Raw genomic sequence first — 25,980 nt, forward strand, 5'->3', positions numbered from 1 at the left:
CAATCCGTTCGCGAGCAAGCTCGCTCCCACCCGTCCAGATGGCCCGCGCGTGCCCTGCGAACGCCCAAGGCCCAGGCGTGGTGATCACTTCAACCGGCGCTCGGCGGCGATCTCCGGCAGGTCGGTGCGACGCAGGTAGGTGAGCAGCGATTCGTTGAGGTTCAGGCGGTCGTGGATGTTCTGCTCGGCGAGTATCTGCAGGCACTCGCGGCTGAGGGTCATCACCACGCCGTTCTTCGGCGCCCAGACGAACTCGCAAGCCGGACGGATGCTGTCCTCGGCCACGTCCATGCCGAAGGAATCCTCGCTGAAGCGCACGATGTACTTGCCGGTCTTGAGGTTGAAACCGACGAAGCCGGACAGGCCGTCGGCGGCGTTGCAGATATCACTGGAAGTGATGGCCATGGTGGTGCCCCCTGGAATTTTCCCTGTTATGGATTCGCACGCAGGAGGTGCCCGCTTCTGTGAGCAGGTGAACTTCGAATTCTGACAGCCTTGCCGCCACCTGCTCAGGGGCTGGTTGTCGCACCCCGGACTGTTGCCCCGGCAACACTGGCGCAGCAACGCTGCGCCGGGCGAAACAGCCGCCGCTGTTCGCCCCCGCGGGCAAGTTTCTGATCTGCCGGGAGTTTCCCGCCTGGCACGGCTTTCGCTCTGAGGTTAGCGCGGCACCTTCGCCGCTGTGCAGCATCGAGGAGCCCGAGCCATGAGCCAACATCCGATCCGCTTCGCCTACTGGGTCCCCAACGTCAGTGGCGGCCTGGTGGTCAGCAAGATCGAGCAGCGCACCCACTGGGACATCGACTACAACCGAGAACTGGCGCGCATCGCCGAGGACGCCGGGTTCGACTACGCGCTGACGCAGATCCGCTTCACCGCCGGCTATGGCGCCGAGAACCAGCACGAGTCGGTGGCCTTCAGCCACGCACTGCTGGGCGCCACCGAAAAGCTCAAGGTGATCGCCGCCATCCTCCCCGGCCCCTGGACGCCCTCGCTGGCCGCCAAGCAACTGGCGACCATCGACCAGCTCAGCGCCGGGCGCATCGCCGTGAACATCGTCAGCGGCTGGTTCAAGGGCGAGTTCCAGGCCATCGGCGAACCCTGGCTGGAACACGATGAGCGCTACCGTCGCTCGGAGGAATTCATTCGCGCTCTGAAGGGCATCTGGACCCAGGACAACTTCACCTTCAAGGGCGACTTCTATCGCTTCCACGACTACAACCTGAAACCCAAACCCCTGCAGCGCCCACACCCGGAGATCTTCCAGGGCGGCAGCTCGCGCGCCGCGCGGGACATGGCTTCGCGCGTCTCCGACTGGTACTTCACCAACGGCAACAGCGTCGAAGGCATAAAGGCCCAGGTCGATGACATCCGCGAGAAAGCCGCCGCCAACGGCCATTCGGTGAAGATCGGGGTGAACGCCTTCGTCATCGCCCGCGACACCGAGGAAGAAGCTCGCGCGGTGCTCGCCGAGATCATCGACAAGGCCGACCCGGAAGCGGTGAACGCCTTCGGCCACGCGGCAAAGCAGGCCGGAGCAGCGTCACCGGAAGGCGAAGGCAACTGGGCCAAGTCCAGCTTCGAGGACCTGGTGCAGTACAACGACGGCTTCAAGACCAACCTCATCGGCACGCCGCAGCAGATCGCCGAACGCATCGTCGCGCTAAAGGCGGTGGGCGTGGACCTGGTGCTGGCGGGCTTCCTGCACTTCCAGGAAGAGGTGCGCTACTTCGGCGAGAAGGTACTGCCGCTGGTGCGGGAACTGGAACAGCAGAAGGCGCGGCAGACCGAGGCAGCCTGAGACATCAGGCTCAGCCGTTCGCGAGCAAGCTCGCTCCTACGAAAAGCGCACCGAATGTCCCGGCATCTGTAGGAGCGAGCTTGCTCGCGAATGCTTCTGCTCTCTCTGAGCCAGCCCTGTAGGGCTCGTATCGCTGAGGGAGATGCCGAGCCGGCCCTCAGGCCCCCTGGGTCAGGTGCCTGGCGATGGCCGTGCGCAGCGGCGGCAGGTTCTGCGCCAGGCGCAGGCCGGCATTGCGCAACAGGCGTACCGGCGGGCGTGGGTCGGTATACATGCCGACGATCAACCGGGTCGCCTGGTACAGCGGCCAGGTTGCCAGGCGGTGGGCCATGGCATAGCGGCGCAGCGGCCAGACTCCACCGATATCGCCGCCACGGCGATGGGTCGCGAGGATTTCGTTGGCCAGCCGGCGCTGGCTCTGCAGGCCGAAGTTGAAGCCGTGCGCGGTCACCGGATGCATGCCGACGGCCGCATCGCCGATCAGCGCGCTGCGCGGGCCGACGAAGCGGTCCGAGTAGACGCCCACCAGCGGGTAGCTGTGGCGCGGACCGAGCAGCTCCATCGCGCCGAGGCGGCGGTCGAAGCGGCGTTCCATCTCGTGGGCAAAGGCTTGCTCGTCCATCTCCAGCAGCGGCGCCATCTCGCGCTGCGGCAGGGTCAGCACCACCGAGGAGCGGTCGCCGTTGATCGGCAGCAGCGCCAGGGTCTGGCCGTAGCCGAACCATTCCCAGGCGACGTTGTGGTGGGCTTTCTCGTGGGCCATGCGGCAGACCATCATGGTCTTGCCGAAATCTTCCATGTGCGCGCCAATGCCGAGCATCCGCCGCGTCTCGGAGAAGCGGCTGTCAGCGGCGACCAGCAGGCGCGCCTGGACGCGGCTGTCGTCGTCCAGGGTCAGCTCCACGCCGTTCTGTTCGACACGCAGCGAGCGCAGCGCACGGCCGCAGACCAGCGAAACGTCAGCGCACTCGTGCACCGCATCGAAGGCCGCGCGGCGGATCATCTGGTTCGAGACGAAGTAGCCCAGCTGTTCGGCGCCGGCCTGTTCCGCCTCGATGCGCAGGGTGAACAGCGACGGGCCGTTGAGCACCTGGGCATCGCGCAGCGGCGAGACTTCCTGCGGGTCGATGCGCGACCACATGCCCAGGCGCTGCAGCTCGGCACGGGACGCGTGGGTCAGGGCGATCTCCCGGCCGTCCTCGGCAGGCTCGGCCACGGCGGCCAACGGCTGGCGGTCGATCAGCAGGATCGACAGGCCGTTGCCCGACAGCGAGCGGGCCAGGCAGAGCCCGGCGGGGCCGGCGCCGACAATGGCGATGTCCACGTGCATGGGTGACTCCTTTCGCTTGGGATGGGCAGCCCCGGAGTCTAGGCCGGCCACTGGCCGGTTTCGTTGCCGTGGATCAGTTGCCCGCGGCGAATACCTCCAAATAGACAGGCCTAGATCGACAGCCGCACGCCCCGCTCCGGGTCGATCACCGTCGCGCCGCGACGCTTGTTCACCACCAGTTCGCCGATCTCGATCAGCCGCGTGCGCGTGACGTTGCGGCTCAGGCCAAGCAGGTTGGCGGTGTGCACCTGATTGCAGTGGCAGAAGCGATAAGCCGCGCGCAGCAGTGCATCTTCTACCCGTGCATGCAGATTGCCGCTCTGCTCCTCGAACAGGCGCTGGAAGGCCTGCTGGAGGATCTGCTCGGCACCGAGGGACTCCAGCCGCGGCTCGTCGCTGCGTTCGATGCGCAGGTTGGACAGGTGCAGGTCTTCCGCGCGCACCACGCCATCGCGGCAGATCAGCAGGGTGTGGTGGATGACGTTTTCCAGCTCGCGGATGTTCCCCGGCCACGAATAGCTGCGCAGTTTCTGCGCCGCCTCGGCGCTCAACTGGCTTTGTCCGTAGCCCAGGCGCCGGCTGTATTCGGCGATGAAGTGGCGGGTCAGCGGCAGGATGTCGCCGGGGCGCTCGCGCAGCGGCGACAGTTCCAGGCTGACCACATTGAGCCGGTAATACAGGTCCTCGCGAAAGTGCCCGGCGTTGATCGCCTTCTCCAGCTGCACGTTGGTCGCCGCCAGCACCCGCACGTTGATCGGGATGCTCTTGCGCGAGCCGAGGCGCACCACTTCACGCTCCTGCAGGACGCGCAGCAGCTTGACCTGGATCGGCATTGGCAGGTCACCGATCTCGTCGAGGAACAGGGTGCCGCCGTTGGCCTCTTCGAACCAGCCGGCCTTGGCCGCCAGCGCGCCGGTGAAGGCGCCCTTCTCGTGGCCGAACAGCTCGGCCTCCACCAGGGATTCGGAGAAGGCCCCACAGTTCACCGCCACGAACGGGCCACTGCGCCGCGCGCTGAGGTTGTGGATGTGCCGCGCCACCAGCTCCTTGCCGGTGCCGGTCTCGCCGATGATCAGCACGCTGGCCTCGCTGGGTGCGACCTGTTGCAGGTGGTCGAGCAGGGCCTGGGATTTCGGGTCCTCGAACACCTGCGCGGTGGCGCGGATGGAGGTGGCCAGCGCGGGGGACTTGGGCAGGGTCAACAGCCCTTCGGGTGTGGTCGCATTCATGAGTAGAACGTCGGTTGCGGCAGTTGCTGGTTCAGCGCCCAGTCGCCCAGCTCGCGGACCTTGTAGTCCACCGGGTCGTGCAGGGTCTGGGTGCGCAGGTTGCGCCAGTAGCGGTCGATACGCAGGGCGGCATGGGTGGAACGCGCGCCGGTGACTTCGAACAGGCGGTTGCAGATGTCCAGGCCGTTGCGCGTGGCCGCGACCTTGGCGGTGGCGATGGCCACGGCCAGCCTGCCGCGCTCCTCGGCATCCAGCGCGGCGCCCTTGCTCCAGGCCTCGTCGAGCAGTTGCGCGGCGCGGCGTACCAGCAGGCGCGTGCTTTCCAGGCCGACCCAGAATTCGCCGTAGTGCGCGAGCACGTAGGGGTCTTCACCGACCGTGGCGGCGTTGGAGCGGAACCACGGGCGAGCTTCCTTGAGCGTGTACTGCCGCGCCTCTTCGAACGCACCTTCGGCGATACCGAGGAATACATGGGTGAAGATCAGTTGCGCGATCAGCGGGCGCAGGCAGGCGAACGGCGTACTCAATGGGCCCGGATCGAGCAGCAGCTCGCTCTCCTCCACGCGCACGCGCTCGAAGGTGGCGCTGCCGCTGTCGGTCTGGCGTTGGCCCATGTTGTCCCAGTCGTGGGCCAGGCTGATGCCGCTGCGCGCAGTGGGAATGGCGGCGATCAGCAGCTTGCCGCCCTCGCCGTCCAGCGCCGAGGCGATGAGCATTTCCGAATCCAGCGCGCCGGAGCAGAAGCTCTTGCGCCCGGAAAACTCGCGCCAGCCGGCGAAGCTGCGCGACACGGTACGGGTATCCAGCGGGTTCAGCGCGTTGCCCCAGAACCACTGATTGCGCGCGGTCAGCTCGAACCACGGCTGCCACTGTTCGGGACGCGAGAACAGGCGCACGGTGGCCAGCATCAGGTGCTGGAAGCCGAACACATGGGCAATGGAGCTGTCGACCACGGCGAACTGGCGGACGATGTCCAGCGTGGTGCTCCAGTCGGCGCCCAGGCCGCCGTACTCGCTGGGGATGATCAGCGACAACAGGCCGCTCTGGCGCAGCGCATCGCGCTCGGCCTTCGGCGTGCCACCACGGATGTCGCGCTCGGCGGCGGTTTCGGCGAAACCGGCGGCCAGGCGCTGGGCTACTTGTCCGGGATCAGATGCTATTTGCCCGGGTGTCTGTGCGTCGAGCCGCGTATTGGCGTTCACGCTCGCTTCCTCTTCTATCGATTCGGGATGTGCCGGGCTCCTGCCCGGCACATCAGGGAGAACTCAACCGGCCTTGCGCCCGGGCAGCACATCGTTGGCGATCATTTCGCCGAAGGGCCCGGTGAGGTTGGTCACGCCACGCCCGGCAAGGCTGGCATACGGCTCGGGGAGCAGCGGGAAGACCAGCTCGGCGAATCGGTAGGCCTCTTCCAGGTGCGGGTAGCCGGAGAAGATGAAGCTGTCGATGCCCAGGTCCGCGTATTCCTTGATGCGTTCGGCGACCTGCTGCGGATCACCCACCAGCGCAGTTCCGGCGCCGCCACGCACCAGGCCGACGCCGGCCCAGAGGTTGGGGTAGATCTCCAGCTGGTCACGCCGGCCGCCGTGCAACGCCGCCATGCGCCGCTGGCCTTCGGAGTCGAAACGGGCGAAGGACTTCTGTGCGTTGGCGATGGTCTCGTCGGAGATGTTGGCGATCAGCTTGTCGGCGGCCTGCCAGGCTTCCTCGGCAGTCTCGCGGACGATCACGTGCAGGCGGATACCGAACTTCACGCTGCGGCCCTGCTTCGCCGCCTTCTCGCGCACGTCGGCGATCTTCTGCGCGACCGCCTGTGGCGGCTCGCCCCAAGTCAGGTAGACGTCCACCTGCTCGGCGGCGAGGTCGTGGGCCTCGGCGGAAGAGCCGCCGAAGTACAGCGGCGGATACGGCTTCTGGATCGGCGGATAGAGCGCCTTGGCGTTCTCTACCTGCAGGTGCTTGCCGGCGAAGTCCACTGATTCGCCCTGCAGCACGCGGCGCCAGATACGCAGGAATTCGTCGGTAACTTCGTAGCGCTCGGCGTGGCTGAGGTGGATGCCGTCGCCACGGTTTTCATCCGGGTCGCCACCGGTGACCACGTTGATCAGCAGGCGCCCGCCGGACAGCCGGTCCAGGGTCGCCGCCATGCGCGCGGAGACGGTCGGCGAGATGATTCCCGGACGGATCGCCACCAGGTAGCGCAGGCGCTCGGTGAGCGGCGCCAGGGCCGAGGCGACTACCCAGGAATCCTCGCAGGAGCGGCCGGTGGGAATCAGCACGCCGTAGTAGCCGAGGGAATCGGCGGCCTGGGCGATCTGTTTGAGGTAAGGCAGCGACACCGGGCGCGCGCCCTCGCTGGTGCCGAGGAAGTGGCCGTCACCGTGGGTGGGCAGGAACCAGAACACGTTCATCGAGGGCTCCTCAGGCGGTCTTGCGCAGTTGCGGGCGGGCGAACAACGGTGCGGCGCGTTCGGCGGCGAGCTGGATGCGGGCGCGCAGGGTGTCGCTGGTGATCTGGTAGTTGGCGAAGTCGGCCTCGCTGGCGTACACGCCGATCGGCAAGGTGATCGACTGGAAGAAGCTGAACAGCGGGCGCAGCTGGTGATCGAGGACCAGCGCATGGCGCTCGCTGCCGCCGGTGGCGGCGAGCAGCACCGGGGTGTCGATCAGGGCGTTCATGTCCACCAGGTCGAACAGGTGCTTGAGCAGGCCCGGATAGGAGCCACGGTAGACCGGCGAAGCGACGACCAGCAGGTCGGCCGTCTCGATCTCGCGCAGGGTGGCCTCCAGCTCGACGGAGAGTTCCTGGCGCGACAGCGCGGCACCCAGCGGGCGGGCGATGTCGGCCAGTTCGATCAACTGGGTCTGTACTGGCAGGCGTTCGCCGAGGGCGTCAAGCACGGCCTGGGTGAGCACCAGGGTGCGCGAGGGGCGATAGGTGCCGCCGGAAACGGCGACCACTTTGATGGGGCTGGTCATGGGTTTTCCCTGTTGACTGTTGCGCTAGGTACAGAAGCCTTGAGCAAGGGCCGTACCAACCCCCGAAAGGGCCGTGACAACAAGGAAATGTGCGATTTCAGGGCACTTTGGCGGGGTTTCCGGGGTGCGCCCTGTCACTCAGGCAACAGCGCTGCTGATCGACTGTTGCCAGGGCAACACCCGGTGCTCAATGCACGGCCAGCTCGCGCAGGCCGTGGGAGATATTCAATCCGTCCAGTTCGGCCACGTACTCGCTGGTGCTGAGCAAGCCGATGCAGGGCGTGGCGCCACGCTGGCGCAGCTGTCCCGCCGCCAGCTTGCGTGCCAGCGCCACCGCTGCCATGCAGGGGATGTTCGGGCCATGGTCCTGTTGCGCGAGCATTTCCCAGCAGAGCGCCAGGGGCCGGCCGTCACCGTCGACGCCCTGCAGATGGACGAACATGCCACTACGCCCGTCGCCCAGCGGCTCCATGGCCACGGCCATGCGGTGCAGGCCGCTGCCCAGCCGCGCAGCGTCCTTCAGCAACCCGGCGCGCACCAGCCAGGACAGCCCCCAGGTACCGAATTGGGTGAGGCCGAGCCCCAGGCCGGCGGAGAAGCGCACATCCTGCACGCCGGGGTAGCGCTGCGGGAACAGGTCCAGGTCCGGCACATCGCAGTGGGCCACCCAGCGCCGACCCAATGGTGCGGGAAAGCGGTGCCTGCTCAGCCCCTGCCAGCCGTGCACGTTCTGCCAGCGCCCCTGGCGCCACTGGCGTATTGGCTTGCCGCAGTAACCGAGCACCGCGGAGACGGTAGCCTGCCCGGGAATCTTCGCCGAGGAGCTGATGCCATGGTGGATGCTGTCCAGGCGCTGGAAGCGCGGCAGCAACTCGTCGACCACCGCGGCGGCCAGTGCAGGCACCGAGCTGGCGCCGCTGCACACCAGCACGCCGGCGCTGCGCGCGGCGCGGTCGAGTTCGTGGATGCCACAGACGAACTGGCGAGCATCGGCCAGGTCGATGTAGTGCGCGCGGGCACCGATGGCCGCGCGGGCAACCCGGTAGTCCTGGCCCTGGAAGGGGCCGGCGGTGGAGATCACCAGGTTCACCTTCAGTTCATTGAGGCGGCCGGCCAGGGTCGGCTGGTTCATGTCCAGGCACACCGCTTCGCCGGCCACCTGCGTGGCCAAGGCGCTGGCGCGGCGCTGGTCACGGCCACCCACCAGCACGCGGATACCCTCGATAGCGCTCAGGCGCTGCACGATCAGGCTGCCGAAGTTGCCGTAGCCGCCCAGCACCAGCACGCGAAATTTCTGTTCTGTTGCCACTGCCCTTGTTACTCCCTGACTGCTGGCTGCGCCAGCTCCTTCATCCCGGCTTCGCGCCCTGGTGCCGGGGCAGATTGTCCTCAAGCGGCCACCACGTGGCGCGGGACTCGACGTAATAATGTGCTTCGGGCTTTGTCCGTACCGGCTCGTCCAGGGTTCCCGCACGCACCCGCAAAGTTTCCGGCAGGGCATCGCGGGCGCTGTAGATCGGCGAGCCGCAGGTGCGGCAGAACACGCGCTTCTTATCGGGGGTAGCGCGATACTCGCTCAGCTGCGACTCGCCGCTGAGCAGACGGAACGCCGCACGATCCACGGGAATATTGGTGGCGAACGGCCCGCCCTGGGCCTTGCGACACTGGCCGCAATGACAGACCTGGATCAGCCCCAGCGCGCCGCTGATCTCGTAGCGCACCGCGCCGCACAGACAACCACCCGTATGCATGACCTGCCCCTCTTGCGATCTGGCGGAGCGCAGGAGTCTAGATCAGTCGCGCCGCCAATCACCACCGTGCGTTGCAGTGGCCGTCAGCTTTCTCTGCCCCAGCCCAGCGGATAGAGCAGTTCTTCCTTGTAACCGGCCCACACGCGCACTGCAGCGGGGAAGCTCGCGTCCAGCTCGGCGTCGCCGCTGTCCACCAGCAGCGGCCGGCCTTCGAGAGTGCCGAGCTTGCGCTTGGTGGCGATCACCCGCAGCCGTTCGATGCCGATGGCGCGCAGTACCCGCGGGCTGATCTGCTGGTTGCCGCGGCCAAGGATATGCCCCTGGCCGCCGATGGCCGTCACCAGCAGGAAGGCCGGGTGGCCGTCCACCAGTTCGAACAGTTGCGCCTCGGTGACATCGCGGGCGATCACTTCACCGTTCTCGATCACGTCGACGCCCAGCAGCGTGGTGTCCAGGTGCAGGTCGGCGGCCAGCCCATGCAGCGTCGAGCCGGGGCCGAAGACGTAACGCACGTCGTTTTCCCAGCTGTCCTCCAGCCAGGCGGCGAGATCAGCCAGTACCAGTTCCTCGGTTTCCATACCGGCCTGCTTCACGTGCTGCATGAAGTGGCCTTCCTCGGGCACCGTCAGTTCGGCGTACCAGCGCGCGGCGACGCGGCCTTCGCGCAGCGCGGCTTCGTCCAGATCGCGCACTTCACCCTGGGTCAGGCGCACCAGGCCACCATCCACCAGCCGCCTTGCAAGTTCTCCGGCGGCACGCGGGCTGATGGCATAGACGCCGGAGTGGATCTTCACCCCGGCGGGGATGCCCAGCACCGGCTGGCCCTCACGGGCTACTTCAGCCACGTCCCGCGCAGTGCCATCGCCACCGGCGAAGAGGATCAGCGCCGCGCCAGCCTCCTGCAGCGCCTGGACGGCGTGACGGGTATCCACCGCTGTGCTCTGCTGTTTTTCCAGCACGCCGACCAGGCGGTGGCCGAAGCCCATGCTCGTCAGCAGCTCGGCGCCCATGACACCGGGGAAGGTAAGAAACTCCAGGCGCTCGCGCACCGGCAGCAGATGCTCCAGTGCCACGCGGGTGCGCTCCGCCGCCCGCGGCTGCGCGCCGCGCGCCAGGGCCAGCTCGGCCACTCCGTCACTGCCCTTGAGCGCCGTCGGGCCGCCAATACCGGCCAGCGGATTGATGATCAGCCCTATGCGAATCCTGTCCATACTCAACCTCGAGGGAAACTTCTTCGAACCACCGGCGCAATGCCGGGTCGGACCAGGGAAGCGACGGTTCCACTCACTATAACGACAAGCAAACGACCGGGGACCACGCGATTGGCATGCAATCTGCGAGGGCATTGGTCGTCTGTCTTCGGTGACGGTTCTTCGGCGCTGCCGCGCGCAGCCTCTGTCACCGGGCTTTCATCTGATCTGCCTAGACTGCAACGAACCTGATGTAGAGGAGATTGGCCATGAGCCTGCAAACCCACCGTGAACCCACTCCCCGCCCCGCCCCGCGCAACCCGCAGCAGCCGGTCGGCGGCTCGATCATCGATGCCCAGGGCCGTGAAGTCCCGATCACCGAAGACATGATCCAGCGCGCCTGCCAGGAACTGGACAAGACCTGCGAGCAGCCACGCCGCTGACCGTCAGTGGGGCGGCGCGTCCGCCCTACTCCCCGACCCGGTTGGCGCCCAAGGCGGTCAGCAGGCTTTCCAGGCGCGGCGACTCACCCTGGATGTCGACCCATAGCCCGGTGATTTCGCGCCGCGGCGGGTAATGCTTGCGCAGCGTGTCGAAGGCCGCCCGCCGGGTCTTGGTATCGCCTACCAGGCTGCGACGGAAGTTGGCGTCGTCGCTGCGCGGGTCGTAGACCGCACGGCAGAGCATCGCCAGTGCCCACTCCGGGTCGCACTCTTCCTTGAGGCTCAGTTCGGCCAGCCATTGTGCGGGCAGCAGGTCGTCGAGATCGACTTCCGGCGCGCGTTGCTGCCAGGCGCAGAACGCCTCGTAGATCTGCGCCGTGCCGCGCAGCTTGCCATCGAGGCTGTAGCCGGCGATGTGCGGAGTGGCGATACGGCAGAGCTCGGCCAGGCGAACGTTGACTTCCGGCTCGCCTTCCCAGACGTCCAGTGCCACGTCGATATCGGCGCCGGATTCCAGGTGGACGCGCAGCGCGGTGTTGTCCACCACGCCGCCGCGGCTGGCATTGATCAGCCAGGTGCCGGGGCGCAGCGCCTTCAGGCGCGCGGCGTCGATCAGGTGGCGGGTCGGGTTGTCGCCGTCGCGGGTCAGCGGCGTGTGCAGGCTGATCACATCGCACTCACGCAGCACTTCTTCCAGGCTGCGGAAATCACCACCCACGGCAGCCGCGCGCGGCGGATCGCAGACGCGCACGTCCCAGCCCAACCCGCGTAGAACATCCACCAGGCGTCCACCCACCTGCCCCGCGCCGATCACGCCATAGCGGCGCTCGGCGAGCTTGGCGCCGTGCACTTCGGCCAGCGCCAGCAGACTGCCCAGCACCCAGTCGACCACGCCACGGGCATTGCACCCCGGTGCGCTGGACCAGGCGATGCCAGCTTCGGCGAAGTAATCGAGATCGAGATGATCGGTGCCGATGGTGCAGGTGCCGACGAACTTCACCTGGCTGCCGGCGAGCAACTCGCGACTCACGTCGGTCACAGAGCGCACCAGCAGGACTTCGGCATCGCCCAGGGCGGCACGGTCGATACCGCGTCCCGGCAGACGGCGGATATCGCCGTGGGCACCGAAGAAGGCTTCGACCAGGGGAATGTTTTCATCGGCAAGGATACGCATGGGCTGACTCCAGAAATCGGCTGCCGCTACTTTACCAGCGTGACGGATTGTAGAGGCGCGCTCATAGCCATGTAGAGCGCATAACCTGGAACAGGTTATCCGCCGCTCCCTTCAAGGCGGATAACGCTGGCGCGTTATGCGCCCTACGTCAGCGCCGACCCTTCAGCCCTGCGCGCGGTCCCGCGCGACGCAGGCAAGACTTCCTGACTGGCCCGTCAGCCCTTAAACTGGTCGGCTTCCCGCCAATTTCTTTCGCCAAGGAAAGCCGTGACCAGCCTCGCCCAGCCCGTCTCCCGTGGACGGCGCACCGCCACCGAACTCAAGGAACTGCTGACCCTCGCAGCGCCCATCATGATCGCCCAACTGGCGACCACCGCCATGGGCTTCGTCGATGCGGTGATGGCCGGCAGCGTGGGGCCGCGCGACCTGGCCGCGGTGGCGTTGGGCAACTCGATCTGGATTCCGATCTTCCTGCTGATGACCGGCACCCTGCTCGCCACCACCGCCAAGGTGGCCCAGCGCTATGGCGCCGGCGATCAGGCCGGGACCGGCCCGCTGGTGCGCCAGGCGCTGTGGCTGGCATTGCTGGTCGGCCCACTGGCGGGCGCGACGCTGTGGCTGCTCTCCGAGCCGGTACTGCGGGCGATGAAGGTTGAGGAAGCGCTGATCGAGCCCAGTTGCTTCTACCTGCGCGGTATCGCCTGCGGCCTGCCGGCGGTGGCGCTGTACCACGTGCTGCGCTGCTTCAGCGACGGCCTGGGCCGGACCCGGCCGAGCATGGTGCTGGGCATCTGCGGGCTGATGCTGAACATCCCGATCAACTACGTGCTGATCTACGGCCACCTTGGCTTCCCGGCCCTGGGCGGCCCCGGTTGCGGCTGGGCCACTGGCTCGGTGATGTGGTTCATGCTGCTGGGCATGCTGTTCTGGGTGAACTGGGCCAAGGTCTACAAGCCGAGCCAGCTGTTCAGCCATTGGGAGCTGCCGCAGCCGAAGGTGATCGGCAGCCTGGTGGCGGTGGGCCTGCCCATCGGCATCGCGGTGTTCGCCGAGTCGAGCATCTTCTCGGTGATCGCCCTGCTGATCGGCGAGCTCGGCGAGAAGGTCGTCGCCGGGCACCAGGTGGCGCTGAACTTCAGCGCGCTGGTGTTCATGATCCCCTACTCGCTGGCCATGGCGGTGACGGTGCGGGTCGGCCAGTCGATGGGCGCCGGGGCCCCGCGCGATGCGCGCTTCGCCGCCGGCGTGGGCATGGGCGCGGCGTTGGCGTACGCCTGCATTTCCGCCAGCGGCATGCTGCTGCTGCGCGAACACATCGCCGGGCTCTACACCCAGGACCCGGAAGTGCTGGCCCTGGCCGCTACGCTGCTGGTGTTCTCGGCGCTGTTCCAGTTCTCCGACGCCGTGCAGGTCACCGCCGCCGGCGCCCTGCGCGGCTACCAGGACACCCGCGCGACCATGATCATGACCCTGTTCGCCTACTGGGGCATCGGCCTGCCGGTGGGCTACAGCCTCGGCCTGACCCATTGGCTGCAGGAACCCACCGGCCCGCGCGGCCTGTGGGAAGGCCTGATCGTCGGCCTGACCTGCGCGGCGGTGATGCTGTGCATTCGCCTGTCGCGCAGCGCCAGGCGGCAGATCGTGCTGAACGAGAGGCGCGTGGCGGGATAACGCCGGAGACGCAAAAAAGCCGCCCTTGGGCGGCTTTTTCGTTTGGGAGTCCTGCAGGAAAAACACTGCGTAGGATGGCGTGGAGCGCAGCGATACCCATCAATCCCGTGCACGGACAGCATGGGTATCGCTGCGCTCCACCCATCCTACCAACAGGCTCGCCGGATACCTTCTGAGGAGCCGTCAGTCAGTCACCAGCGCCGGCTTCGGCCGGCTGCTCAGCGTCGTGCCAACGGAGGCCACGATGATCGCGCCAATGGCGATCCACTGGTGCGAAGTCAGTTGCTCGCCGAGGAATACCAGGCCGGACAACGCACCGAACGCCGGCTCGATGCTCATCAGGGTGCCGAAGGTGCGCGCTGGCAGACGGGTCAGCGCAACCATTTCCAGGGTATAGGGCAAGGCGCTGGAGAGGATCGCCACGCCCAGCAGCGCCGGGAACAGGCTGACATCGAACAGCGCCATGCCACTGTGCGCAAGGCCGATCGGCGCCACGCAGATCGCCGCAATAGTGATGCCCAGCGCCGCGCCCTGGGCGCCCAGGTCATTGCCGGCACGCTGGCCGAAGATGATGTAGAGCCCCCAGCAGACACCCGCCCCGAGCGCCAGCGCGGCACCCTTGGGGTCGATGCCGTTGCCGAAGTCGGCGATCGGCAGCAGCAGGCCGAGGCCGACCACCGCGATGGCGATCCACAGGAAGTCGATGGGTTTGCGCGAGTAGAACAGCGCCACCGCCAGCGGCCCGGTGAACTCCAACGCCACGGCAACGCCCAGCGGGATGGTCTGCAGCGCCATGTAGAACGTCAGGTTCATCAGGCCCAGCGTCACGCCGTAGATGAACAGCGGCTTGAGCGGCTTGCCGCGCAGGGAGGTGCGCCACGGCCGCAGGATCGCCAGCAGGAGGATGGCGGCGAAGATCAGGCGCATGGAAGTCACGCCTTCCGCGCCGAGCACCGGGAACAGGCTCTTGGCGACGGACGCACCGGTCTGGATCGAGGCCATGGACACGATCAGGATGAGAATGGGAAAGGCAGTGGAAAGAAAGCGAGAGCGAGGCATGATGCGGACCTGAACAGGCGTTGCAACGGTTGGGATTTCTTGGTTGACTGTTATGCGCAACATAATGCGCAAAAAGGCCAGAATGAGCAATATACTGCCCACTCCTTCCGAACGCCCCAGCGTGCTGGTGCACGTCGCCGATAACGTGAAGACCCACCGCCGCAGCGCCGGGCTCAGCCAGGACGCGCTGGCCAAGGCTTCGGGCGTCAGCCGGCGGATGCTGGTCGGTATCGAGAGCGGCGACACCAACGTCAGCCTCGCCACCCTCGACCGCATCGCCGCCGCCCTGAAAGTCACCTTCGCCGACCTGGTTCGCCCGCCGTCCACCGGCGGCCTGTCCCGCGTCGACGCCGTCGCCTGGGGCGGCCAGCAGGCCGACAGCCGCGGCACCCTCCTTGCCAGCACACCCGCCACGCGCCAGGCAGAACTCTGGCACTGGGCACTCGCCCCCGACGACCGCTACAACGCCGAGCCCGACGCTGAAGGCTGGTATGACATGGCCTATGTCATCGAGGGCCGGCTGACCATTGTCCTCGCCGAGGAGACGGTGGAGGTCGAGGCCGGCGGATTCCATGTGTTCAAGAGCAACCAGCCGTTTTCCTATCAGAACCATGGGGATGTGCTGGTGCGGTTTGTGCGCAACGTCGTGAATTGAATCCTTTACAGCTGCGCCTCCCAGGGTTCATCGCAGGCATAGGCTGCTCCTGCAGGTCGACTCCAGCGTTTGCGGCGGCGCGTAGGAGCGGACTTTGTCCGCGATAGATTCACCGCCGCGCCCAGCCGAACAGGGAGCTGGGCGTAATCATCGCGGACAGAGTCCGCTCCTACGAAAGCGAGCACCCCGGCACCACGACCGTGGCTTTGGTTTTGGCTTTGAAGACTTCCAGAGAAATGTCCGAGCACGCCGAATGACCCGTTCAGGAGGCCTCGTTGAAGCGGAGTTTCAGGGGTTGAGCGACATGGATGTCGCGAGAGCTGCGATGGGCTAGGGACGGCCCTTCGCAGCGTGCCCCTGAAACTTCGTTGCAACGAGGGAATTTTTCGCCTAAGCGAAAAACCGGATGTCCGGGGCAAGACCTTTGGTTACTTTGGGGCGTTTGCCAAAGTAACTCGCCCGAGGGGGCGAAACACAGAACCCCACTCGCGCGCCAAAGCGGCGCAGAAACACCAACCCCCCAACAAAAAAAGGCCCGCGATAAGCGGGCCTTCTTCATTAACCCTCGGGATCAGTTGCCCTGCGGCATCTCACCCCGCGCCAACCGCGCATTGATATCGGCAATCACCGCCGGCAGTTCGGCGATGGTGTCGATCAGGTAGTGCGGCCGCGAGCCCTCGAACATCTGGCCGATGCGGCGGCGTTCCTGCTCCAGCTTTTCCGCCGGCAGTGCCTTGTATTGCTCATAGGTCAGGCCCAGGGCGTTGCCCGAACAGGTCAGCGCCACGGTCCACATGCCGGCGCTGCGGCCTTCGAGGATGCCCGGCCAGGTGTCGTCGACCTTCACGCAGGCGGCGACATCATTGATACCCAGGGCGATCACGTTGGCCAGCGCCTGGGCCGGGTGCGGTCGGCCGTTGGGCACTTCGTCGGTGGCGACCACGTGGTCGGCGACGTAGCCGTTGGTCTTCGCCAGGGCGACGACCTTTTCCATCACCACTGCCGGGTAGCCGGAGCAGGAGCCGATCTTCAGCCCACCCTTGCGCAGGGTGGCAATGGCTTCCAGCGCGCCGGGGATCAGCGCCGAATGCTCGGCGATCTTCTCGATCTGCAGCGGCATGAAACGCTCGTAGATGGAGGTGACGTCATCGTCGCTCGGCACCCGGCCGAACTTGGCCTTGTAGCGCTCGGCGATGGCCGGGATGTCGCACAGGGTGCGGATGTGATCCCACTTGCCCATGCCCATGGGGCCGCGGGCTTCTTCCAGGCTGACCTGGACGCCGAACTCGGCGAAGGCTTCGACGAAAATCTGGGTCGGCGCGAAGGAGCCGAAATCGACCACGGTGCCGGCCCAGTCGAGGACGACAGCTTGCAGTTGCTTGGGTTGTTCGTAGTTCATGGCATTCAATCCTGTGGGAGTTCGGGCGGGCGTCAGATTTCGAAGACTTCCATTTCCTTCAGCGTCTCGGCGATGGCCGCGACGGCGGCGCGCATACCGCTGGCGTCGACCTGGCCGATGCAACCGACGCGGAAGGTTTCCACCTGGGTCAGCTTGCCCGGGTAGAGGATGAAGCCCTTATCGCGCACCCGGTTGTAGAACTCGGTGAAGTTGTAGCGAGCGTCACTCGGGGCATGGAAGGTGACGATGATCGGCGCCTGGATTTCCGCAGACAGGAAGCTGCGGAAACCGAGTTCGGCCATCTCCGCCAGCAGAGTCTGGCAATTGTTTGCGTAACGCTGATGACGGGCCGCGAGGCCGCCCTCCTCTTCGTACTGGCTCAGCGCTTCGTGCAGCGCGGCCACTACGTGGGTCGGCGGGGTGAAGCGCCACTGGCCGGTCTTGGCCATGTAGGCATGCTGGTCCTGCAGGTCCATGGACAGCGAGTGGCAGTTGCCGGCGCTGGCGTTCAGGGCAGTGCTGCGGGCGAAGACAAAGCCCATGCCCGGCACGCCTTCCAGGCACTTGCCGGAAGCGGCGATCAGCGCGTCGAAGGGAATCTGGCGGGCGTCGATATCCAGCGCGCCGAAGGAGCTCATGGCATCGATGATCAGGCGCTTGCCGTGGGACTCGATGACCTTGGCGATGTCCTGCAGCGGGTTGAGGATACCGGTGCTGGTCTCGCAATGGATCAGCGCAACGTGGGTAACGCTGGGGTCTTCGGTGAGCAGGCGATCGACGTCGGCGGCGGTGGTCGGTACGTCTTCTTCGGTTTCGAAGGTGCTGAACTCACGGCCGATCACCTGGCAGATCTTCGCCAGGCGCTTGCCGTAGGCGCCGTTGATCAGCACCAGCACCTTGCCGTCACGCGGCACCAGGGTACCCACCGCGGCCTCGACGGAGAAGGTGCCGCTGCCCTGCAGGGGCACGCAGGTGTGGGTCTGCTCGCCGTGAATGATCGCCAGCAGGCGCTTGCACACATCGGCGGTCAGGTCGTTGAAGTCGCGGTCCCACGACCCCCAGTCGACCATCATGGCGCGACGGGTGCGGGGGGACGTGGTCAGCGGACCGGGAGTCAGCAGGATGGGGGCTCGCTCGGCAGTGCTCATGCTCGATTCCTCTTTCGTGGGAACGTCGTCAGGGCTGAATTCGGTTGGGCCGGGCGGGTTCGCTGCGGCCTGGGCATAACTTGCCGGCCGGGCAGATATCGTTCAAATTGTTTATCACGATGCACTGCATAAGCCGGACATATACCTGATGAATCTTTTCCAGCTCCGCGCCTTCGACGCCGTCGCCCGCGAACGCAGTTTCACCCGCGCCGCCGAGCGGCTGTTCATCAGCCAGCCGGCAGTGACCGGGCATGTGAAGGCGCTGGAGGAGCACTACCAGGTCAACCTGTTCCGCCGCACCGCACGAGGCGTTGAACTCACCGAGGACGGCGTGCGCCTGTCGGCCATCAGCCGCACGCTGTTCGCCCTGGAAGAGGAAGCCGAGGCCATGCTCGACGCCAGCCGCGAACTGGTGACCGGGCGTATCGAAGTGGCCGCCGACGGCCCGCACCTGGTGATGCCGATGCTCGCCCGGCTGCGCGCGCGCTATCCCGGCATCACCGTCAACCTGCGCCTGGGCAACGCGCAGGAGACCCTCGCCGCACTGATGGACGAACACGTCGATATCGCCGTGCTGACCGAGGTGGAGCCGCGTACCGGGCTGTTCCTGCGCGAGCTGGTGGAGTCGCGTATCTGCGCCCTGGTGCCGGCCAGCCATGCCCGGAGCGAACACACCGGCGAGCTGCCGCTGGGCGAGTTGGACCAGCAGATCATGGTGCTGCGCGAACCCGACTCCATCACCCGGCGAACCTTCGATGCGGCCTGCTCGGCGGCCTCGGTGGAGCCGCGCGTGCTGCTGGAGCTGGACAGCCGCGAGGCAGTGACTGAAGCGGTAGCGGCGGAGCTGGGAATCGGCATCGTGTCGTCGCTGGAAGTCAGCCCGGACCCACGAGTGAAGGCGATCCCGCTGAGCGGCGACGGGCTGTTGAACCGTCATGCCATTGGCTGCCTGGAACGGCGCCGGGGGTTGCGAGTGGTGAGTGTGTTTCTGGAGTTGGCGGAAGCCTGACCTCAGGTCCTGAGGGATGCGGTTCGCGAGCAAGCTCGCTCCTACAAGGGAAACTTCGGCGTATGCCCAATCTGTAGGAGCGAGCTTGCTCGCGAACCACCGACAGCCATGCCCTACTCCGCCGGCAGATCTTCCTTCACCAGATCGAGAAAGGTCGCCACGATCCGCCGGCTGCTCTGCTCACGCAGGCACACCAGGGTCTCGCTCATGCGCCAGTGGCAGTCGAGGATTGGCAGCGCAAGCACGCGCGCATCCGCCCCCAGTTCGGCGGCCGAAACCACGCCCACGCCAATGCCCACCGCCACCGCCTCCAGCGACGCCTCGCGGCCTTCCACCTCGATGGCCGGGCGGATGCGCAGGCCAGCCCGGGCCATTTCCGCTTCGAGCATCTGCCGGGTCACCGAACCTTGCTCACGCAGCACCAGCGGTGCGTTGTCGAGGTCGGCCAGTTCGATGGACTGGCGCCCGGCCCAGGGGTGGCTGCGGCCAACGAAGGCGACGATGGGATCGCTGCGCAGGGTGAAGGTCAGTAGGCGTTCGTCCTGCACCTCGCGTCCCAGCAGCGCGAGATCGGCCTGATAGTCGAACAGGCGCTGCAGGGACTCGTCGGTGTTACCCGTCTCCAGCTTCACGCGGATGCCCGGATGGCGCTGGCAGAAGCGTGCGATCTGCGGCAGCACGTGCACCGGGGCGTCCACCGCCAGGGTCAGGCTGCCAGTCTGCAGCGCGCTGGATTCCTGCAGCAGCTCCTGTGCCTCGGCCTCGATCACGAACAGGCGCTGGGTCACGGCCAGCAGGCGCTCGCCCAGCTCGGTCAGGCGCACCGAGCGCTTGTTGCGGTGGAACAACAGCACGCCGTAACGCTCCTCCAGCTTGCGCACCTGGTCGGACACCGCCGGCTGAGTGAGGAACAGTCGCTCGGCGGCGCGGGTGAAGCTGCCGTGCACGGCGACGGCATGGAAGGCCTTGAGCTGAGCGTGGGAAACGGACATGGGCGAGCCTCTGGCAGATGGTTCTGACCACCTTCGCGCTATCGGACGGAAAGCGACTACAAGGTCATTCGCGCAAAACACTAGCGTCATGGCGCCTTGTCATACAAGCCCAGCTTATTTTTGAAATCTGATAAATCGATTTCAGTTATTTATTCGAAATTGTTTCCATCCCTCCACTGCCGCGGCACTCCCGCGGCGGTACAGAACAGCTGCAGCGCTTCTGACCCGCACCGCGAAGACGGTGCGACGTGCTCCCAGAACAACAACAAAAAACAGGCGTTACCCACTGACTGCCGGCACAGCACAACAACAAAGAGGTCAGATCATGCTCAACCCTCACGGCACCGCTTCGCCGCGTTCCTCCCTGGCACGCTGGAGATGGCAGATCTTCGCCATCACCTGGCTGGCCTACGCGGCCTTCTACTTCACCCGCAAGGCCTTCTCGGTAGCCAAGCTTGGCATCGCCGAAGACCCCAGCTTCCATCTCGACAAGATCGCGATGGCCAACCTCGACGCCATCTACCTTGCCGCTTATGCGGTGGGCCAGTTCACCTGGGGCGTCTTCGCCGACCGCTACGGCCCCCGCGTGGTGGTGTTCGGCGGCCTGCTGATCTCCGCCGCCGCCGCGCTGGTGATGGGCAGCTTCGCCACCCTGCCGATCTTCGCCACCTGCATGGTGGTGCAAGGCCTGGCGCAGTCCACCGGCTGGTCGGGGCTGTGCAAGAACATCGGCAGCTTCTTCGCGACCCATGAGCGCGGCCGCGTGCTCGGGCTGTGGAGCACCTGCTACGCCTTTGGCGGGCTGGTCGCCTCGCCCTTCGCCGGCTGGTGGGCCTATGAGGTGTTCGGCACCTGGCATGCGGCGTTCTACTCCACCGCCGCCGTGGTCGGTGCGGTCGCCATCCTCTTCCTGCTGCTGCAACGCAACCGCCCGCAAGATGTCGGCCTGCCGCCGGTGGAAGCCGATGTGCAGCAACCCGAAGCGGTGAACTACGCCGGCTTCAAGCACGAGGGCGAGAACGGCAAGTCGCTGCGCATCCTCGGCAAGGTGCTGCGCAACCGTACCGTGCTGACCCTGGGCCTTGCCTATTTCCTGCTCAAGCCGGCGCGCTACGCGATCCTGCTGTGGGGCCCGGTGATCGTCTACGAACGCATGCCCGGGCTGGGCAAGGTCGGCGCGGCGATCCTGCCGTCGGCCTTCGAAGTCGCCGGGCTGCTCGGGCCGATCCTGATCGGCTATGCCTCGGACCGCATCTTCGGCGCACGGCGCATGCCGGCCTGCGTGATCAGCCTGCTCGGCCTCACGGTGTGCCTGGCGCTGTTCGTCCCGGCCATGCAGACCGGCAGCAGCCTGCTGGTGCTGGGCCTGCTGTTCATGATGGGCCTGACCCTGTACGGACCGGATTCGATGATCAGCGGCGCGGCCGCCGTGGACTTCGGCACTGGTGAAGCGGCCGGCACTGCGGCGGGCTTCGTCAACGGTTGCGGCTCCATCGGCGCGATCCTCGGCGGCCTGCTGCCGGGTTACTTCGACACCTACAGCGTGTTCATCGGCTTCACGGTCACCGCGCTGATCGCGGCCGGCATCCTCATTCCGCACTGGAACAGCCGCCCGGAAACATCCGGCCAGGCGACACCCGCAAGCGGCGAACCGCGCCTGAACGCGCGCCCCGTACGCTCCTGAGTCCCGCTTCCCCCTCACCAGCCGGCTGAGGGAATGGGCGAGGCGCCCCGCGCGCCTCGCCCTTTTTTCGTTTGCCTGCACGCCTGCGGAACCAAGGATGGGCTTGTGCCATTCGCTCTCGCTGAATAACATTGATTATCATTTGAAAATTATTCCTGCTGGACGCCCTTGTGAGCACTTCCAACCTCGACGCGGTCTTCCTGGCCCAGCGCCTGCCTTTGCTGCGCACGCTCGTACGGATGGTGAAGAACCCGAGCATCGCCGAAGACCTGGTGCAGGAAACCTACCTGCGCGTCGCCCGCACCCTGCTCGAACGCCGCATCGATCACCTGGAACCCTTCCTCTTCCAGACCGGCCGCAACCTCGCCCTGGACCATCTGCGCCACTTGCGCATGCAGTCGCGGACCATGCTCGAGGACGTGCCTTTCGACGTGGTGCAGGCCGTACCGGCGCCGGGTTCCAGCGCCGAGGACCAGTTGCACGCGGAGAAGCTGCTGGAACGCCTGGGCGCAACCCTCGCACAGCTCAGCGAGCGCCAGCAGCGCATTTTCATCCTCAGCCGCCTGCACGGCTGCGGCTACGCGGAGATCGCCGAGCAGCTCGGCGTCTCGCCCAGCACGGTGCAGAAGGAACTGAAACTGATCATGGCGATCTGCATCGGACTGGTCAGCCGTCTCGAGGAAACGGTATGACGGACTACCGTTCGCCGGCCGATTCGACAACAATGCGCGGCTCACCGCCCCAGGACAGCCCCGAGGATCGCCCCTTGCCCAACTCCGCGCCGCCCGACGATCAGCAGATGGCCGAAGCCCTCGACTGGCTGATCCTCGAGGACGACATGGACGCCACTACCCGCGCGCGCTTCGATGCCTGGCTGGCCGCCAGCGCAGGCAACGCGCAGGCCTACCAGCGCGTGCGCGATGCCTGGCAGTCGCCGTTGCTGCCGGTCGCCGCCGCGCGCCTGGAGCGCAAACGGGTGCAGAGCAACGTGCGGCCGCCACGTGGCCAGCGCCGCTTCTGGAAGCCCGTCGCCACGGCAGCCGCGCTGGTTCTGGCGATCGGCGTGGTGGTCCAGGGCGACCTGCTTACGCGCCTGCGCGCAGACCACCTCACCGCCGTCGGCGAACGCCAGAAAGTCCAGTTGGCCGATGGCTCCAACGTATTGCTGAACACCGACACCGCGCTCTCCAGCCGAGTCGATGACCAGCAGCGTGTCGCCCGTCTGTACCGCGGCGAAGCCTTCTTCGACGTTGCCCACGACCGCAGCCGCCCCTTCGAGGTGGAAGCCGGGCCGGTACAGGTCACGGTGCGCGGCACGGCGTTCGCCGTGCGCTACCTGGGCAACGAGGCGGAAGTCAGCGTGCAGCGCGGCGAAGTGGACCTGCGCACCCGCCTGGACGACGCCCGCGTCAGCCTCGGCGCCGGCGACAGCATTCGCGTCGGCCCGCAGGGCTTCGGCGAGCGCCAGCACGGCGCCGAGGCCGAATCCCAGCTGGCCTGGGTGAAGGGCCGCATGGTGTTCGAGAACTGCCCGCTCAGCCAGGTGCTGGCCGAATTGCGCCGTTACTATCCGGGCTGGATCGTGAATACCAACGAGCGCCTGGAGAATGTCAGCGTCACCGGCAACTGGCGCCTGGACGACCCCCTGGGCGTGGCCCGTTCGCTGGCGCAGATCACCTCCGCCGAACTGCACGAATACCCGAAACTGCTGATCCTCAACTGATCACCACTCCCGAACGGAAAGTATTTTTACGCGATTCGAAAGGCTCGTTCGTTTAGTCAGAAGCCAATGCAATAGATTCGCATTTACGAATGCGAACAAAGACTGACTAAGAGAGCCCTTCGATGACCATTGCTTCTTCGCGTGCCCCTCTGCGCCGGCTGTCCGCGCCGGCCAGCATCTCGCTGCTTGCCCTGTCCATCGGCCTCGCCAGCCTGCCGGCCACCTCCGCCCTCGCCGCCGAAGCCAGCCAGACCCAGGCTGGCTACAGCTTCGACATCGGCCGCCAACCGCTGCCCCAGGCACTCAACGCATTCAGCGCGGTGACCGGCTGGCAGGTAGGCGTGGCCGGCGACCTGGCGGATGGCGTGGAGTCCCCGGGCGTCAGCGGCCGCCTGCCGGCGGAGCGCGCGCTGAAGACCCTGCTCGGCGGCACCGGCCTCACCGTGCGCCAGCTCGGCCCGCGCAACGTGATCCTCGAACGCAACCTGTCCTCGGTGTCCGAGATGCAACCGCTGACCGTCACCGCCACCCGCCAGGCGCAGAGCGTCACCTCGGTACCGTCCACGGTGAACGTGGTGGGCCGCGACGAGCTGGACCGCAAGAACGTCAACACCATCAAGGAGCTGGTGCGCGACATGCCCGGCGTCTCTGTCGGCGGCACCGGCAACCGTGCCGGCATCACCGGCTACAACATCCGCGGCATCGACGGCGACCGCGTACTGACGCAGATCGATGGCGTCGAGATTCCCAACAGCTTCTTCAACGGCCCCTACGCGCAGACCGAGCGCAACTACGTCGACCCGGAAATCATCAAGCGCGTCGAAGTGCTGCGCGGTCCGGCCTCGGCCCTGTACGGCAGCAACGCCATCGGCGGCGCGGTGAGCTACTTCACCCTCGACCCGGACGACATCATCAAGGATGGCCAGGACGTCGGCGCGCGCCTGAAAACCGGCTACAGCTCCGCCGATGACAGCTGGCTGACCTCCGCCACCGTCGCCGGCCGCCTCGACACCTTCGACGGCCTGCTGCACCTGAGCCAGCGCAACGGCCACGAGACCGAGTCCTACGGCAGCACCGGCGGCACCGGCCTGTCGCGCACCGAGGCCAACCCGGAAGACGTGCGCACCACCAACGTGCTGGCCAAGCTGGGCTGGAACTACGCCGAAGGCAGCCGCTTCGGCCTGGTCTACGAGAAGTACAAGGACGACGTCGACACCGACCAGAAGAGCGCCTATGGCGGCCCCTACAACAATGGCGGCCCGGCGCTGCCGCCCAGCGTGCTGCCCGGCGGCATGTACCAGTGGCGTACCGGCAACGACACCATCACCCGCGAGCGCTACGGCCTGGAACACCAGATGCTGCTGGACAGCGCGGTAGCCGATCACCTGAAGTGGACCTTCAACTACCAGGTGGCGAAGACCGACCAGAGCACCGATGAGTTCTACTACCCGATGACCCGCAAGGTGCTGCGGACCCGCGATACCCTGTACAAGGAACGCCAGTGGGTATTCGACCTGCAGATGGACAAGGCCTTCGCCCTGGGCGACACCGACCACCTGCTGACCTACGGCACCACCCTCAAGCGCCAGAAGGTCACCGGCTACCGCGAAGGCACCGGCACCTGCCTCGCCGTCGGCCGCGGCTGCACCGCCATCGGTGCGCCCAGCGCCACCGATACCCTGGCCCGCAGCAGCGACTTTCCCGATCCGACCATCGACACCTATGCGCTCTTCGCCCAGGACGAGATCCGCTGGAACGACTGGACCTTCCTGCCCGGCCTGCGCTATGACCACACACGCCTGAAGCCCCACGTCACCGACGAGTTCCTCAAGACCGTCGACCAGAGCGGCGAAGGCGACGTCAGCAGCGAAGACAAGAGCTGGCACCAGCTCTCGCCCAAGCTCGGCGTGACCTACGCGTTCAACGACAACTACCTGTGGTACGGGCAATACGCCCAGGGCTTCCGCACCCCGACCGCGAAGGCGCTCTACGGCCGCTTCGACAACCCCGGCGCGGGCTACCGTGTGGAGCCGAACCCGGACCTGGACCCCGAACGCAGCCAGAGCTACGAGACCGGCCTGCGCGGCAACTTCGAGGAAGGCTCGTTCGACGTGGCGGTCTTCTATAACAAGTACCGCGACTTCATCAACGAAGATGCCATCACCCCCGGCTACGACGAGCCGACCTTCACCAGCAACAACATCAAGCACGCCATCATCAAGGGCGTGGAGCTGAAAGGTCGCCTGGAACTGGGCGCCTTCGGTGCGCCGCAGGGCCTCTACACCAAGGGCTCGGTGGCCTACGCCTACGGCCGCAACAAGGACACCGGCGAGCCGATCAACAGTGTCAACCCGCTCACCGGCGTGTTCGGCCTGGGCTACGACGAACAGGCCGGCCGCTATGGCGCCCTGCTCGACTGGACGCTGGTCAAGCGCAAGAACCGCGTGGACGACACCCAGTTCAACGCCCCCGACGGCACCAGCAGCCAGTTCAAGACCCCGGGCTTCGGCATCCTCGACCTGACCGGCTACTACAAGCTGACCGACGACCTGACGCTGAACGCCGGCCTGTACAACCTCACCGACAAGAAGTACTGGCTGTGGGATGACGTGCGCGGCTACGACGGCGTCGGCGAAGCAGCGGTACTGGCTCCGGCCAACCTCGACCGCCTGACTCAGCCGGGGCGTAACTTCGCAATCAACCTGGTGTGGGATATCTGATGCACAGATTGGCACGGGATTCC

The 25,980-nt window shown here is 66.5% G+C and carries 23 protein-coding genes; 9 read left to right on the top strand and 14 right to left on the bottom strand.

Going from position 1 to position 25,980, the window contains the following annotated elements; all coding sequences use genetic code 11:
* Positions 1-84 precede the first annotated feature (84 nt).
* Complete coding sequence (locus tag N5C91_RS22095; protein WP_236175418.1) at positions 85-405, bottom strand: DUF2025 family protein; 321 nt, start codon at positions 403-405, stop codon at positions 85-87.
* A 301-nt stretch (positions 406-706) separates the two neighbouring features.
* Between N5C91_RS22095 and sfnG the strand changes: the two genes are divergently transcribed.
* Positions 707-1,801: a dimethylsulfone monooxygenase SfnG gene (gene sfnG, locus N5C91_RS22100; RefSeq protein WP_279831987.1), complete on the top strand. Its 1,095-nt coding sequence runs from the start codon at positions 707-709 to the stop codon at positions 1,799-1,801.
* Positions 1,802-1,958: 157 nt separating this feature from the next.
* Here sfnG and ubiM read toward each other — a convergent pair whose 3' ends face one another.
* From ubiM to N5C91_RS22140, 8 genes are all read right to left on the bottom strand, one after another.
* A complete protein-coding gene (gene ubiM / locus N5C91_RS22105) occupies positions 1,959-3,131 on the bottom strand; it encodes a 5-demethoxyubiquinol-8 5-hydroxylase UbiM (protein WP_279831988.1) in 1,173 nt (390 codons plus the stop codon).
* A gap of 110 nt (positions 3,132-3,241) precedes the next feature.
* Positions 3,242-4,360, bottom strand: a complete 1,119-nt coding sequence (locus N5C91_RS22110) for a sigma-54 dependent transcriptional regulator (protein WP_279831990.1) — start codon at positions 4,358-4,360, stop codon at positions 3,242-3,244.
* A complete protein-coding gene (locus N5C91_RS22115; protein WP_279831992.1) occupies positions 4,357-5,562 on the bottom strand; it encodes an acyl-CoA dehydrogenase family protein in 1,206 nt (401 codons plus the stop codon). The genes N5C91_RS22110 and N5C91_RS22115 overlap by 4 nt, the downstream gene beginning before the upstream one ends.
* Before the next feature lie 63 nt (positions 5,563-5,625).
* Positions 5,626-6,771, bottom strand: a complete 1,146-nt coding sequence (ssuD, locus tag N5C91_RS22120; RefSeq protein ID WP_084357660.1) for an FMNH2-dependent alkanesulfonate monooxygenase — start codon at positions 6,769-6,771, stop codon at positions 5,626-5,628.
* A 10-nt stretch (positions 6,772-6,781) separates the two neighbouring features.
* A complete protein-coding gene (msuE, locus tag N5C91_RS22125) occupies positions 6,782-7,339 on the bottom strand; it encodes an FMN reductase (protein WP_236199967.1) in 558 nt (185 codons plus the stop codon).
* A 187-nt stretch (positions 7,340-7,526) separates the two neighbouring features.
* Positions 7,527-8,648, bottom strand: a complete 1,122-nt coding sequence (locus N5C91_RS22130; protein WP_236199966.1) for a saccharopine dehydrogenase NADP-binding domain-containing protein — start codon at positions 8,646-8,648, stop codon at positions 7,527-7,529.
* Between the two features lie 40 nt (positions 8,649-8,688).
* The gene (locus tag N5C91_RS22135) at positions 8,689-9,090 is read right to left on the bottom strand and encodes a GFA family protein (RefSeq protein ID WP_236199965.1); all 402 of its coding nucleotides are present in this window, start codon (positions 9,088-9,090) and stop codon (positions 8,689-8,691) included.
* Positions 9,091-9,173: 83 nt separating this feature from the next.
* On the bottom strand, positions 9,174-10,301 hold the full coding sequence (locus N5C91_RS22140; protein ID WP_279831998.1) for an ATP-NAD kinase family protein: 1,128 nt from the start codon (positions 10,299-10,301) through the stop codon (positions 9,174-9,176).
* A 248-nt stretch (positions 10,302-10,549) separates the two neighbouring features.
* Here N5C91_RS22140 and N5C91_RS22145 point away from each other — a divergent pair, with 248 nt between their 5' ends.
* The gene (locus tag N5C91_RS22145) at positions 10,550-10,723 is read left to right on the top strand and encodes a PA1571 family protein (protein ID WP_164488251.1); all 174 of its coding nucleotides are present in this window, start codon (positions 10,550-10,552) and stop codon (positions 10,721-10,723) included.
* Between the two features lie 25 nt (positions 10,724-10,748).
* Here the strand turns inward: N5C91_RS22145 and pdxB are convergent, their stop codons facing one another.
* On the bottom strand, positions 10,749-11,897 hold the full coding sequence (gene pdxB / locus N5C91_RS22150; protein WP_279832000.1) for a 4-phosphoerythronate dehydrogenase PdxB: 1,149 nt from the start codon (positions 11,895-11,897) through the stop codon (positions 10,749-10,751).
* 267 nt (positions 11,898-12,164) lie between these two features.
* On the opposite strand from pdxB, the gene N5C91_RS22155 reads away from it, so the two are divergent.
* Positions 12,165-13,568, top strand: coding sequence for an MATE family efflux transporter (locus N5C91_RS22155; RefSeq protein WP_279832001.1), 1,404 nt, complete (start codon positions 12,165-12,167; stop codon positions 13,566-13,568).
* A gap of 183 nt (positions 13,569-13,751) precedes the next feature.
* Here the strand turns inward: N5C91_RS22155 and rhtA are convergent, their stop codons facing one another.
* Entirely contained in the window at positions 13,752-14,627 is an 876-nt protein-coding gene (gene rhtA, locus N5C91_RS22160; RefSeq protein WP_279832003.1) for a threonine/homoserine exporter RhtA, read from the bottom strand.
* Between the two features lie 52 nt (positions 14,628-14,679).
* On the opposite strand from rhtA, the gene N5C91_RS22165 reads away from it, so the two are divergent.
* Positions 14,680-15,282, top strand: coding sequence for an XRE family transcriptional regulator (locus N5C91_RS22165; protein ID WP_279832005.1), 603 nt, complete (start codon positions 14,680-14,682; stop codon positions 15,280-15,282).
* A 571-nt stretch (positions 15,283-15,853) separates the two neighbouring features.
* Here N5C91_RS22165 and phnX read toward each other — a convergent pair.
* The gene (gene phnX / locus N5C91_RS22170) at positions 15,854-16,681 is read right to left on the bottom strand and encodes a phosphonoacetaldehyde hydrolase (protein ID WP_279832008.1); all 828 of its coding nucleotides are present in this window, start codon (positions 16,679-16,681) and stop codon (positions 15,854-15,856) included.
* Positions 16,682-16,713: 32 nt separating this feature from the next.
* Entirely contained in the window at positions 16,714-17,829 is a 1,116-nt protein-coding gene (locus N5C91_RS22175; protein WP_279832010.1) for a 2-aminoethylphosphonate--pyruvate transaminase, read from the bottom strand.
* 148 nt (positions 17,830-17,977) lie between these two features.
* Between N5C91_RS22175 and N5C91_RS22180 the strand changes: the two genes are divergently transcribed.
* Complete coding sequence (locus N5C91_RS22180; RefSeq protein ID WP_279832012.1) at positions 17,978-18,838, top strand: LysR substrate-binding domain-containing protein; 861 nt, start codon at positions 17,978-17,980, stop codon at positions 18,836-18,838.
* A 113-nt stretch (positions 18,839-18,951) separates the two neighbouring features.
* Here N5C91_RS22180 and N5C91_RS22185 read toward each other — a convergent pair whose 3' ends face one another.
* On the bottom strand, positions 18,952-19,830 hold the full coding sequence (locus tag N5C91_RS22185; protein WP_236199912.1) for a LysR substrate-binding domain-containing protein: 879 nt from the start codon (positions 19,828-19,830) through the stop codon (positions 18,952-18,954).
* A 325-nt stretch (positions 19,831-20,155) separates the two neighbouring features.
* Here N5C91_RS22185 and N5C91_RS22190 point away from each other — a divergent pair, with 325 nt between their 5' ends.
* The 4 genes from N5C91_RS22190 to N5C91_RS22205 all read left to right on the top strand — a co-directional run bounded on the left by N5C91_RS22190 (position 20,156) and on the right by N5C91_RS22205 (position 25,957).
* Entirely contained in the window at positions 20,156-21,514 is a 1,359-nt protein-coding gene (locus N5C91_RS22190; protein WP_236199911.1) for an MFS transporter, read from the top strand.
* Positions 21,515-21,684: 170 nt separating this feature from the next.
* On the top strand, positions 21,685-22,206 hold the full coding sequence (locus N5C91_RS22195) for a sigma-70 family RNA polymerase sigma factor (RefSeq protein ID WP_236175400.1): 522 nt from the start codon (positions 21,685-21,687) through the stop codon (positions 22,204-22,206).
* A gap of 107 nt (positions 22,207-22,313) precedes the next feature.
* Complete coding sequence (locus N5C91_RS22200) at positions 22,314-23,237, top strand: FecR domain-containing protein (protein WP_279832151.1); 924 nt, start codon at positions 22,314-22,316, stop codon at positions 23,235-23,237.
* Between the two features lie 122 nt (positions 23,238-23,359).
* A complete protein-coding gene (locus N5C91_RS22205; RefSeq protein WP_279832015.1) occupies positions 23,360-25,957 on the top strand; it encodes a TonB-dependent receptor in 2,598 nt (865 codons plus the stop codon).
* The last annotated feature ends 23 nt before the right edge of the window (positions 25,958-25,980 follow it).

The organism is Pseudomonas sp. GD03903, assembly GCF_029840045.1.
Taxonomy (GTDB): domain Bacteria; phylum Pseudomonadota; class Gammaproteobacteria; order Pseudomonadales; family Pseudomonadaceae; genus Pseudomonas; species Pseudomonas pseudonitroreducens.